Origin of the sequence: Aestuariivita sp., assembly GCF_021404545.1 — a bacterium.
In the GTDB taxonomy this organism is placed as follows: Bacteria; Pseudomonadota; Alphaproteobacteria; order Rhodobacterales; family Rhodobacteraceae; genus Aestuariivita.
The window spans coordinates 55783-67858 of record NZ_JAAWWD010000007.1; the positions used below are offsets into that span (position 1 = coordinate 55783).

General features: G+C 64.1%; 10 protein-coding genes and 1 pseudogene. 6 read left to right on the forward strand and 5 right to left on the reverse strand.

Annotated elements, in window-relative coordinates; translation table 11 throughout:
* Positions 1–28: 28 nt before the first annotated feature.
* Genes hutU through hutI form a run of 4 tightly spaced genes read right to left on the reverse strand, consistent with a single transcriptional unit; the run spans position 29 to position 5194 of the window.
* The gene (gene hutU / locus HEP69_RS05115) at positions 29–1696 is read right to left on the reverse strand and encodes a urocanate hydratase (protein ID WP_290557485.1); all 1668 of its coding nucleotides are present in this window, start codon (positions 1694–1696) and stop codon (positions 29–31) included.
* The gene (gene hutG / locus HEP69_RS05120) at positions 1693–2478 is read right to left on the reverse strand and encodes an N-formylglutamate deformylase (RefSeq protein WP_290557486.1); all 786 of its coding nucleotides are present in this window, start codon (positions 2476–2478) and stop codon (positions 1693–1695) included. Before hutG ends, hutU begins: the two co-directional genes overlap by 4 nt.
* Positions 2475–4001, reverse strand: coding sequence for a histidine ammonia-lyase (hutH, locus tag HEP69_RS05125; RefSeq protein WP_290557487.1), 1527 nt, complete (start codon positions 3999–4001; stop codon positions 2475–2477). The genes hutG and hutH overlap by 4 nt, the downstream gene beginning before the upstream one ends.
* A complete protein-coding gene (hutI, locus tag HEP69_RS05130; RefSeq protein ID WP_290557488.1) occupies positions 3998–5194 on the reverse strand; it encodes an imidazolonepropionase in 1197 nt (398 codons plus the stop codon). The genes hutH and hutI overlap by 4 nt, the downstream gene beginning before the upstream one ends.
* Before the next feature lie 77 nt (positions 5195–5271).
* Between hutI and HEP69_RS05135 the strand changes: the two genes are divergently transcribed.
* Complete coding sequence (locus HEP69_RS05135) at positions 5272–6633, forward strand: formimidoylglutamate deiminase (protein WP_290557489.1); 1362 nt, start codon at positions 5272–5274, stop codon at positions 6631–6633.
* Here HEP69_RS05135 and HEP69_RS05140 read toward each other — a convergent pair.
* Positions 6630–7376 (reverse strand): UTRA domain-containing protein, encoded by a 747-nt coding sequence (locus tag HEP69_RS05140; protein ID WP_290557490.1) that lies wholly within the window; start codon positions 7374–7376, stop codon positions 6630–6632. The genes HEP69_RS05135 and HEP69_RS05140 overlap by 4 nt on opposite strands.
* Before the next feature lie 296 nt (positions 7377–7672).
* Here HEP69_RS05140 and HEP69_RS05145 point away from each other — a divergent pair, with 296 nt between their 5' ends.
* The 5 genes and pseudogenes from HEP69_RS05145 to HEP69_RS05165 all read left to right on the forward strand — a co-directional run bounded on the left by HEP69_RS05145 (position 7673) and on the right by HEP69_RS05165 (position 11583).
* Positions 7673–8494, forward strand: coding sequence for a metal ABC transporter substrate-binding protein (locus tag HEP69_RS05145; protein WP_290557510.1), 822 nt, complete (start codon positions 7673–7675; stop codon positions 8492–8494).
* A gap of 155 nt (positions 8495–8649) precedes the next feature.
* Positions 8650–9555: a manganese/iron ABC transporter ATP-binding protein gene (locus HEP69_RS05150; protein ID WP_290557491.1), complete on the forward strand. Its 906-nt coding sequence runs from the start codon at positions 8650–8652 to the stop codon at positions 9553–9555.
* Positions 9552–9740, forward strand: a pseudogene (locus HEP69_RS05155) (metal ABC transporter permease); the annotation flags it as partial. The gene HEP69_RS05150 and the pseudogene HEP69_RS05155, both read left to right, overlap by 4 nt.
* A gap of 83 nt (positions 9741–9823) precedes the next feature.
* Complete coding sequence (locus HEP69_RS05160; protein WP_290557492.1) at positions 9824–10696, forward strand: metal ABC transporter permease; 873 nt, start codon at positions 9824–9826, stop codon at positions 10694–10696.
* A complete protein-coding gene (locus HEP69_RS05165; RefSeq protein ID WP_290557493.1) occupies positions 10696–11583 on the forward strand; it encodes a metal ABC transporter permease in 888 nt (295 codons plus the stop codon). The genes HEP69_RS05160 and HEP69_RS05165 overlap by 1 nt, the downstream gene beginning before the upstream one ends.
* Positions 11584–12076: the final 493 nt, after the last annotated feature.

Genomic DNA, 12076 nt, shown 5'->3' on the forward strand with positions numbered 1-12076 from the left:
CGCGGCTGCGGTCCCAGAAATGCAGCCCCTACAAGATCCCCGGCAGGTTTAACCCATGCGCCCGCGCGCAGTCGCGCGCGATGTCATAGCCCGCATCGGCATGGCGCATGACCCCGGTCGCGGGATCGTTCCACAAGACACGCTCAAGCCGCGCATCCGCGGCCTCGGTGCCGTCGCACAGGATCACCATGCCCGAATGCTGCGAAAACCCCATACCGACCCCGCCGCCGTGATGCAGCGAGACCCAGGTAGCGCCGGATGCCGTGTTCAAAAGCGCATTCAGAAGCGGCCAGTCGCTGACCGCATCACTGCCATCCTTCATCGCCTCGGTCTCGCGATTGGGACTGGCCACGGAGCCTGAATCCAGGTGATCGCGCCCGATCACCACCGGGGCTTTCAACTCTCCATTGCGCACCATCTCGTTGAACGCCAGCCCCGCGCGGTGCCGATCGCCCAGCCCGATCCAGCAGATGCGCGCGGGCAGCCCCTGAAACGCGATCCGGTCCCGCGCCATATCGAGCCATTGGTGCAGATGGGTGTCATCGGGAAAGAGTTCCTTCATCCGGGCGTCGGTCTTGTAGATATCCTCGGGATCACCCGAGAGCGCACACCAGCGAAACGGCCCGATGCCCTTGCAGAACAAGGGCCGGATATAGGCGGGCACGAAACCGGGAAAGGCAAAGGCATTCTCCAGCCCCTCGTCCAGCGCCACCTGCCTGATATTGTTTCCGTAATCCAGCGTGGGCACGCCGGCGTTCCAGAACGCCACCATCGCCTCGACCTGGGTCTTCATAGAAGCGCGCGCGGCCTTCTCGACCGCTTTGGGATCGGTCTCGCGCCGGGCTTTCCATTCACCCACGCTCCAGCCCTGCGGCAGATAGCCGTTCACGGGGTCATGGGCGCTCGTTTGATCGGTGACGATATCGGGGTGGATGCCGCGTCGCACCAGTTCGGGAAAGACATCCGCCGCATTGCCCAGAAGACCCACGGATTTCGCCTCTCCGGCCTTGGTCCAGCGGTCGATCATCTCAAGCGCCTGATCGAGCGAGGTCGCCTTTTCGTCGAGGTACTTCGTGCGGATGCGGAAATCGATCCGGCTCTCGTCGCATTCCACCGCCAGACATGAGGCCCCGGCGAATACGGCGGCCAGCGGCTGCGCGCCCCCCATGCCGCCCAGCCCCCCTGTCAGGATCCAGCGACCGGTGAGATCGCCGTCGTAATGCTGGCGCCCGGCCTCGGCAAAGGTCTCATAGGTGCCCTGCACGATCCCTTGCGTCCCGATATAGATCCAGGACCCGGCGGTCATCTGGCCGTACATCATCAGCCCCTTGCGATCGAGTTCGGAGAAATGATCCCAGTTGGCCCAATGGGGCACGAGGTTGGAATTGGCGATCAGCACGCGCGGCGCGTTCTCATGGGTACGGAAAATGCCCACCGGTTTGCCGGACTGGACCAGGAGCGTCTCGTCCTCCTCCAGCGTCTTCAGGCTGGCGACGATGCGGTCGAAATCGTCCCAGGTGCGCGCGGCGCGCCCGATGCCGCCATAGACCACCAGCTCATGCGGATTTTCAGCCACATCGGGGTGCAGGTTGTTCATCAGCATCCGCATCGGCGCTTCGGTCGCCCAGCTCTTGGTGCTGATCTCGGGCCCTGTGGGGGGAAAGATATCGCGGGTGTTATGGCGGGGATCGGTCATGCGGGTCTCCATCGGGCGAGGGATGTCAGGATGTCCTTGAGCGGGATGCGCAGCGCTTCTGCCTTGGCGGTGTCATAGGTCCAGGGCGGCGCCTCGGCCGCCAGATAGCAGCGCTGCGCCAGTTCCATCTGGATCGCGTGCCAGCCCTGATCGGGGCGTCCGTAATGGCGCGTGGTCCAGCCCCCTTTGAATCGGCCATTCAGCGCTGTGGAAAAGCCGGATACGGCGCGGCAGGTCTTATCCACAAGCGCCTCGATACTGGGATCGCATGTTGTGGATAGGTTGGTTCCGATATTGAAATCAGGCAGTTGCCCATCAAAAAGGAACGGGATCTCTGCGCGGATCGAATGGCAATCATAAAGGATCGCCCAGCCGTGCCGATCCGCGATGCGGGTCATCTCCGCCTCAAGAGCGGCGTGATAGGGCGCGTGAAACGCCCCGCGCCGCGCCGCAATCTCGGCCTGCGACGGCGGATCGCGCCAGATCGGCGCGCCGTCGAAATCGGTCAGCGGCACAAGCCCGGTGGTGTTCTGCCCCGGATAGAGGCTGATCCCTTCGGGATCACGATTGGCGTCGATAAGATAGCGGTGGAACGTGGCCCGCACGGTCGTGACACCGGGGCAGAGATCGTCATAGAGCCGGTCGATATGCCAATCGGTATCGCTCAGCGCGCGGCCCCGGGTGTTGAGCCGGACCAGCAACGCCTCCGGCAGCCAGGTGCCGGTATGGGGCAGGCCCAGAACCAGCGGCCCCTCGCCCTGACAGACCTCAACCGGGGTCACGGCGCCAACTCCACCCCGGCGGCAAGGGCCAGATCGCCCGCCGCCACCAGGCCCGAGGCTGCGCTTATATCGGGAGCCAGGAAACGGTCCTGGCCGATCGGCGCGACGCTTGCGCGCAGGCAGGCCGCCGCGCGCTGCAATGGCGCGCTGGTGGTCAGCGGCGCGCGAAACTCGATGCCTTGCACGGCGCACATCGCCTCGACCCCCAGAATGGTGTTGAGGTTGCGGTTCATCCGCGCCAGACGCCGCGCGGCATGGGCGGCCATGCTGACGTGATCCTCCTGATTGGCAGAGGTCGGCGTACTGTCGGTGGTGCAGGGATTGGCCAGATGCTTGTTCTCGCTCATCAGCGCGGCGGTCGTCACCTCCGCGATCATCAGGCCGGAATTCAGCCCCGGATCGGGGGTGAGAAACGGCGGCAGATCGAAGCTGAGCGTCGGATCCACCATAAGCGCCACGCGGCGTTGCGCAATGGCTCCGATTTCCGACACTGCCATGGCGATCTGATCGGCGGCAAAGCCCACCGGCTCGGCATGGAAATTCCCGCCCGAAACGATGCGCCCGTCCTCCACCAGCACGAGCGGGTTGTCGGTGACCGCGTTGGCCTCGACCTCCAGCGTATGCGCGGCAAAGCGCAGGATATCCATTGTCGCGCCCATCACCTGGGGCTGACAGCGGATGCAATAGGGGTCCTGCACGCGGGTGTCACCGTCGCGGTGGCTCTCGCGGATCTCCGAGCCATCGAGCAGCGCGCGTTGTGCGGCGGCAAAGTCGATCTGCCCGCGATGACCGCGCAGGGCGTGGATCGCGGGCACCAGCGGCGCGGTCGAGCCCATGATCGCATCCGTGGACAGCGCGCCCGTGACCACCGCGGCCTCAAGGTTGCGCCACGCGCCCCACAGTCCCACCAGCGCGCAAGCGGTGGAAAACTGCGTGCCGTTGATCAGCGCCAGCCCCTCCTTGGGGCCCAGGACAATCGGCGCCAGTCCGACTGTGTTCAGCGCCTCCTGAGCGGGCATACTGACGCCATCCAGCTCGGCCTCCCCCGCCCCGATCATCGCGGCGGCCATATGGGCAAGCGGCGCCAGATCCCCCGACGCCCCGACCGAGCCCTGATCGGGCACCACCGGGGTCACACCCGCCGCCAGCATGCCTTCGATCAGCGCCACGGTCTGCCAGCGCACGCCGCTGGCGCCGCGCCCAAGTGACAGCAGTTTCAGCGCCATCATCAGCCGGGTGGTGGCCGGGTCCAACGCCTCCCCCACGCCGCAGCAATGCGACAGGATCAGGTTGCGTTGCAGCGCCTCAGTGTCATCTGCTGCGATCTTGACGCTGGCGAGCTTGCCAAAGCCGGTATTGACACCGTAGACGGCCTGCCCGCCCGCCGCAGCCTCGGCCACCATGCGGGCGGCGGCCTCCACCGGCGCGCGGGCGGCGGGATCGAGGCGCGCGGCCCCCTGCCGGTGCCAGATCCGTTCGAGATCGGCAAGCGGCGTGGCCCCGGGTGTCAGAACCTGGCTCATCCCCGCCCCCCATGGATCCGCGCAGAAAGCGGGTTGTACCCGATGCGATAGGCCAGCTCCGACGGGTGTTCCACATCCCAGATCGCGAGATCCGCACGCTGACCGGCGGCGATCCTGCCCCGGTCGGTCAGACCCAGCGCCCGCGCGGCATGGGTGGTGACACCGGCCAGCGCCTCCTCCGGCGTGAGACGAAAGAGCGTGCAGCCCATGTTCATCGTCATGAGCAGTGACACCAACGGAGACGACCCCGGATTGCAATCGCTGGCCAGCGCCATCGGCACCCCGTGACGGCGAAACGCCGCCACCGGGGGCGGTTGCGTCTCGTGCAGGGTATAGAATGCGCCGGGCAGCAGCACCGCGACAGAGCCTGCCCGCGCCAGCGCCCGTGCATCCGTCTCGGTCGCGTATTCGACGTGATCGGCAGACAGCGCGCCATACTCGGCGGCCAGCGCCGTGCCGCCCAGATGGCTGAGCTGTTCGGCATGCAGCTTTGTGGCCAAGCCCAGCACGCGGGCCTCATCAAAGACGCGGGCGATCTGTGATGCGTCAAAAGCGATGCCCTCGCAAAACCCGTCTACCGCATCGACCAGCCCTTCGGCATGGGCGGCGCGCAGCGCAGGCAGGGCAACGGTGCCGATATACCCGTCCGCATCGCCGTGAAACTCCGGCGGCACCGCATGGGCGCCCAGGAAACTGGTGCGCACCGTGACATCGCGATGGGTCGGGATCGCACGGGCCACGCGCAGCATGCGCAGCTCGGTCTCGATATCCAAGCCATAGCCCGATTTCACCTCGATTACCGTGACCCCTTCGGCCAGCATCGCATCGACCCGGCGCAGCGCACCGTGCAGCAGTTCCTCCTCCGAGGCCGCCCGCGTGGCCGCCACGGTGGAAACAATGCCGCCACCCGCCCGCGCGATCTCCTCGTAACTGGCGCCGTCGAGCCGCATCTCGAATTCCCGCGCACGGTGACCGCCAAAGACCAGATGGGTGTGGCAATCGATCAGACCGGGGGTCACCAGCCGCCCCTCCAGATCGCGCATCTCACAGCTGTCGCGAAAGCGCCCTGGCAGCTCTGCCATCGGCCCAGCCCAGAGGATCCGATCCCCATCGCAGGCAACCGCGCCATCCTCGATCAGCCCATAGCGGGCGGAGGTGGCAAAGCTCGCCAGCCGAGCATGGGTCAAAAGCATGACGGTTCCCGCTTGATTCCGAGGTACAATCCCTGTTTATGTCTGCACATAATAACCTGTCAATACGGAGCCATGAGATGCAGGTGATTTGGGCCCGGAACGCACTGATCGCAGGGCAATGGCAACACGACGTGCGGATCGACCTTGACGCAGGGAGGATCGCCCGCTGCCGCCCCGGAGCCGCGCCCGCCGGAACGCGGGTCGATCTGGTCCTCCCCGCGCCCGCCAACAGCCACAGCCATGCGTTTCAACGCGCCATGGCCGGTCTGACCGAACGGCGCGGCCCGCAGGAGGGCGACAGTTTCTGGACCTGGCGGCAGCTGATGTTCCGCTTTCTCGATCAACTTACCCCGGACCAGGTGCAGGCCATCGCCGCATTCGTGCAGATGGAGATGCTGGAGGCGGGGTTCGGCGCCTCGGTCGAGTTTCATTATCTGCATCATCAGCCGGGCGGCGCGGCTTATGACGATCTGGCCGAGATGTCTGGGCGCATCGCAGCGGCCGCCGAGCAGAGCGGGATCGGCCTCACGCTCCTGCCGGTTCACTATCGGTTCGGCGGCTGCGACAGGCGCGCCCTCGGCCCCGGCCAGATGCGGTTCGGCACAACGCCCGAGAGCTACGCGCGCCTTTTGGAACATGCGGAGCGCGCAGTGCGCTGCCTGCCAGAGGATGCGGTTCTGGGCGTCGCCCCCCACTCTCTGCGCGCGGTGTCCCGCGAGACATTGCGCGAGATGGCGGCCCTGCGCCCCAATGCACCGGTGCATATGCATCTGGCTGAACAACAGGCCGAGGTGGACGAAGTTCAAGCCTATTGGGGCGCGCGCCCCGTGCAATGGGCGCGGGACAACTTGCCGCTGGATCCGCGATGGTGCCTCATCCATTGCACGCAGATGACCCCCGAAGAGACCGTGTCGCTGGCGCGCACGGGCACGGTGGCGGGCCTGTGCCCGCTGACGGAGGCGAGCCTGGGCGATGGCATCTTCGACGGGCTGCGCTGGGTCGGCGCTCGGGGGGCGCTCTCCATCGGGTCGGACAGCAATATCCGGATCTCTCTTGCTGAAGAGCTCCGCCAGCTCGAGACCTCGCAACGGTTGCGCGACCATAGCCGGGCGGCGTTTGCCACGCCTGAACGCTCCACCGGCCGACGGCTGATGGAGGATGCGGCCATCGGGGGAGCGCAAGCAGCAGGGCGGGGATCGGGAGGGATCGAGACCGGAGCCTGGGCCGATCTTCTGGCATTGGACACGGCGCATCCAGACCTTGAGGGGCTGGCCCCTGATACGGCCCTCGACAGCTTTGTCTTTACTGGCGACAACCGCATGGTGGCCGATGTCTGGTCCGCCGGGCGCCATCTGGTGCGCGCAGGGCGCCACATCGCGCGCGAAGAGATCACGTGCGGTTACCGCGCGGCCGTCAAGGCGTTGCGCGCCACTGTTTAGTACCGCGTCGTCATGCGGTGGCCCCGGCGAAAGACCATCCGCACATAAGTGACAGGTGCCGCTTCGAGCCAGGTCGAGCGTTCCCCCTGAAAGAGTGGATCGCCCACTGCGCAAGACAGCTCCTGTGCCAACCGTGCATCTGCTGCGGTGGCCGAAAAGCTGATATCGACATCCGTAAAGGGTATGGCGCCGATCAACCACTCATTCGGACCAAGCTTGGTGAAATCCACATCACGCGCCCGCGGAAGGGTCACCAGATTGATCCAACGATCCTCAACCTGATAGGGCGTGTCCCCGGCATGATGCAGGCAGCGCAGATGCAGCACCTGAACTGGCGCGGCCAACCCCATCCGCGCACAAAGCCAACCGGGCGCTTGTGTCTCCGCGCGTTCCAAGAGTCGATAGCGGTACGGCTCTCCCAACGCCTCGATCTCTCCGCGCACGAGGGGAATATCGAACCGGGCCTGACGCAGCGGCGAGGCACGAACCCGGGTGCCGGACTTGCGCTTGCGCTCCAACAGCCCCTCTTCGGCCAATTCCCGCAAGGCCCGGTTCACCGTGGCGCGCGCACAGCCGTATTGCGCCGCGATCTCATGCTCGGTCGGCAATTCGTGCCCCGGGCGCCATACGCCGCCGCGCACCTTGTCCCGGACTTCGTCCTTGATCTCGCGATATGTCGCCTGGCCCATCGCCTGACCCGCCTCCCGCCTGTCCTGCTTGGGTGGAGCATAGGAAAACGCCATCTATTTGCCTAGACATAAGATCGGCAAAACATCCTGCGGAACGAGCGCCACCCTGCCGGGGATCCGCCCCACTAGTGCCCGTTTTCGCGGCAGTGGAACGCCCTTGACACGCACCGCATCCGCTTTAATTGCAACTCACTCGCAATTGCATTGACAGCGGCGATCAAACTGCATTAGCACTGCTCAAAACAACCCAACCCACAAGGAGAGACGGGATGTTCACCACATTGACCAAACTGGCCGGGGTGGCCGCTTTGGCCACTGGCTTTGCAACTCAGGCACTGGCCGAGGACAAGATGAAGGTTGTCACGACCTTTACCGTGATCGCGGATATGGCACAGAACGTGGCCGGCGACGCGGCAGAGGTTGTGTCGGTCACCAAACCGGGCGCTGAGATCCACGGGTATGAACCCACACCCCAGGATATCGTACGCGCATCGGATGCAGACCTGATCCTGTGGAACGGAATGAACCTGGAACTGTGGTTCGAGCAATTTCTGGCCAATCTCGACGGTGTGCCGTCGGCCACGCTGACCGACGGGATCGACCCGATCTCGATCGGGTCGGGATCCTATGAGGGCAAGCCCAATCCGCATGCCTGGATGGGATTGGATAACGCACTGATCTATATCGACAATATCACTGCCGCCTTTGTCGAACAGGATCCTGACAACGCCGAAATCTATATGGCGAATGCCGACGCGTACAAAGACGAGCTGCGCGACACGATCGAGCCACTGCGCGCCGCTATCGCGGAGATCCCGGAGGATCAGCGCTGGCTGGTGACCTGCGAGGGCGCGTTCAGCTATCTGGCGCGGGATTTCGGGTTGCGGGAGCTCTATCTCTGGCCGATGAATGCCGATCAGGTGGGCACGCCGCAACAGGTGCGCGCGGTCATCGACGGTGTGCGTGAACACGCCATTCCGGTGGTGTTTTGCGAAAGCACCGTGGATACCGCCCCGGCCCAGCAAGTGGCCCGTGAGACCGGTTCGGCCTATGGGGGTGTGCTGTATGTTGACTCGCTGTCCGAGCCTGACGGACCGGTGCCGACCTATCTCGACCTGCTGCGCGTGACCTCGACCACCGTCGCCACCGGATTGACGGCTGCGACCAACTGAAGCCTTCCGGTTTGATCCGCTCGAAGACAGGTTCAGACCAATACGGCACAAGGTCACGCCAAGCAGACATGGCCCGCGGCGCTCATCGCGTCGCGGGACATCGCCATTTTCAAGATCCCCGCAGGGATCTGCGCACCAACCAAGGATCAAAGCCCATGCTTGACCCCGCACCCACGCCGCACGCGGCCCAGGCAGCGGACCTGACCGGAGCTGCTGACGGCATCTCGGCCCGCGACGTCACAGTGACCTATCGCAACGGACACACAGCCCTCTGGAACGCGAGTTTTGCCATCCCGCGCGGCACCGTGACGGCACTGGTGGGGGTGAATGGCGCCGGAAAGTCCACACTTTTCAAGGCGATCATGGGGTTTGTGCCCGCCGCCCATGGCGAGATTTCCATTCTGGGGATGCCGGTGGCCGAGGCATTGCGGCGCAATCTGGTGGCCTATGTCCCGCAGGCGGAAGAGGTCGATTGGGCCTTTCCTGTGCTGGTGGAAGATGTGGTCATGATGGGCCGTTACGGGCATATGGGCTTTTTCCGCAGACCGCGGGCGGTCGACCACGCCGCGGTGGCTCAGGCGCTTGACCGGGTGAACATGTCCGAGTTTCGCGACCGCCAGATCGGAGAACTGTCCGGTGGGCAGCGCAAGCGTGTCTTTCTGGCCCGCGCGCTGGCGCAGGACGGGCAGATCATCCTGCTGGATGAACCCTTTACCGGCGTAGACGTGAAGACAGAGGATCAGATCGTCCAGCTTTTGCGCGATCTACGCGAAGAAGGACGGGTTATGCTGGTCTCTACCCATAACCTAGGTTCGGTGCCGGAGTTCTGCGACCGCACCATTCTGGTCAAGGGCACGGTGCTGGCCCACGGCCCGACCGAGGAGGTGTTTACCCGTGCGAACCTCGAAGAGGCGTTTGGCGGGGTCCTGCGCCATTTCACCCTTGGCGGCGACACGCTGCACGACGACGAGGATGCGCGTGAGCTGACCATTCTGACCGATGACGAGCGTCCCTTTGTCCAGTATGGCGAAAAGACCCAGCGGACGGAGCCCAAGGAATGATCGCCACTCTGCTGGAGCCGTTCACCTATAGCTATATGACAAACGCGATGTGGGTCTCCGCCCTGGTGGGCGGGGTCTGTGCGTTTCTGTCGGCCTATCTGATGCTCAAGGGCTGGTCCCTGATCGGCGACGCGCTGGCCCATTCGGTGGTGCCGGGGGTGGCGGGGGCCTTTCTCCTGGGCCTGTCTCTTTACCAACTTCCTGGCCCCGTGGACGGCGGTCCCTTTGTCCAGTATGGCGAAAAGACCCAGCGGACGGAGCCCAAGGAATGATCGCCACTCTGCTGGAGCCGTTCACCTATAGCTATATGACAAACGCGATGTGGGTCTCCGCCCTGGTGGGCGGGGTCTGTGCGTTTCTGTCGGCCTATCTGATGCTCAAGGGCTGGTCCCTGATCGGCGACGCGCTGGCCCATTCGGTGGTGCCGGGGGTGGCGGGGGCCTATCTCCTGGGCCTGCCCTTTGCGCTGGGGGCGTTCATCGCGGGCGGTCTCGCGGCGGGCAGTATGCTTTTCCTCTCGGAACGGTCGGGGCTCAAGGTGGATGTGATCATCGGGCTGATCTTCACCTCGTTCTTTGGTCTGGGCCTCTTCATCGTGTCGCTGAACCCTATGTCGGTGTCGATCCAGACCATCACCATGGGCAATATCCTGGCGATCACACCGGAAGACACGCTGCAACTGGCGATCATCGGCTTTGTCTCTCTCGCTGTGCTGCTGGCCAAGTGGAAGGATCTGATGGTCACCTTTTTCGATGAAAACCACGCGCGCGCCATCGGGCTGCGGCCCGGGCTGTTGAAAGCCGTGTTCTTCGTGCTGCTCTCGGCCTCGGTCGTGGCGGCAATGCAGACGGTGGGAGCGTTTCTGGTGATCGCCATGGTGGTCACGCCGGGGGCCACCGCTTATCTGCTGTGCGACCGATTTCCCAGGCTGATCCTGTTGTCGGTGGTGATCGGGGCCGGGACCAGCTTCGGCGGTGCCTATATCAGCTATTTCCTGGACGGAGCCACGGGCGGGATCATTGTGTGCCTGCAAACGCTGTTGTTCCTGCTGGCATTCGTCTTCGCACCCAAACACGGCATCCTCGCGGCCAGGCGCAAAGCGCGCCAGGCGCTGCGCGATACCCCGCAGGAGGCGCTGTGATGGACACGTTATTGATGCCGTTTCAGTTCGCGTTCATGCAAAACGCCTTTCTGATCTCGCTGATCGTGGCGGTGCCCACGGCGCTGTTGTCGTGTTTTCTGGTTCTCAAGGGCTGGGCGCTGATGGGCGATGCGATCAGCCATGCGGTACTGCCGGGGATCGTGCTGGCCTATATCCTGGGCATACCGCTCTTGATCGGGGCCTTTGCCGCCGGGATGTTCTGTGCGCTGGCCACGGGGTATCTGTCGCATAACAGCCGGGTCAAACAGGACACTGTGATGGGGGTGGTGTTTTCGGGCATGTTTGGCCTTGGCATCGTGCTCTATGTCTCGGTCGAGACGAACGCGCATCTCGATCATATCCTCTTTGGCAACATGCTGGGCGTGGATGGGGGCGAGCTGTGGATGTCGGGCCTGATCTCGCTGGCAGTGGCGGGCGGGATCGCGCTGAAATGGAAGGATCTTCTGCTCCACAGCTTTGATCCCGCACAAGCGCGCACATCCGGCCTGCCGGTGAACTTTTTGCATTACGGGCTGTTGGCGGCGCTGTCGCTGGCGGTTGTGGCCACCTTGTCGGCAACCGGTCTGATCCTGGCCATCGGTCTGTTGATCGCGCCAGGTGCCATCGCGTTTCTGGTGGTGCGCCGGTTTCAGACGATGCTCTGGGTGGCCAGCGGGGTCTGCGTGGCCTCAATGCTGCTGGGCACCTATCTGAGTTTCTTCCTCGACAGCGCCCCTGCCCCGACCATCGTGCTGATCCTGACCGGTCTCTTTATCATCGCGTTCATCCGCCGCCAGATCCTGACCAGACGCGCCTCCCGGCGCCGCATCGCAACTGTCCACCCAGAAGAGGCCTCCGGGCTGGATGCAGGGCCGTCGGTCCCCTAAACGGCTCAGGACCCGCAGTGTCGACAAAGGGCCTCCCCGATCCCGAACAGATCCAGCCTTGCGCCCGCCTGCGGGCATCTCAAGGCATTTACATGCGGCAAAGCGGCTGCCCGTCTTTGGCATCTGACACCGTAACACATTGAAATAAATCCAGAACCTAAGCGAACTGAGTTCGAACCAAATCTCTGAACTGTTTGACGAACCCGCTCGCTGGGAAGACGTGTTCAAGGACACCAGTATGGGTATGAAACTGCCATCATCTTGGTGGCATGAGTCTCCCGTTTTGCGTCACCCATATCCAATCCACGGATCGGGCCGCTTCAATCAGCGGCCTGAGATCCTGCTCTATCTGACGTCATTCATGACAAACCAATCGCCCATACCTCCCAAGACACGGCCAATTTTCATGCGCCTGCCCGATTTGGACAGATAGGTCCTCGCGCCTGACAGCAGAGGCTCGTTTTAGGAAATTGTTTGAAATGCATTCACTCGC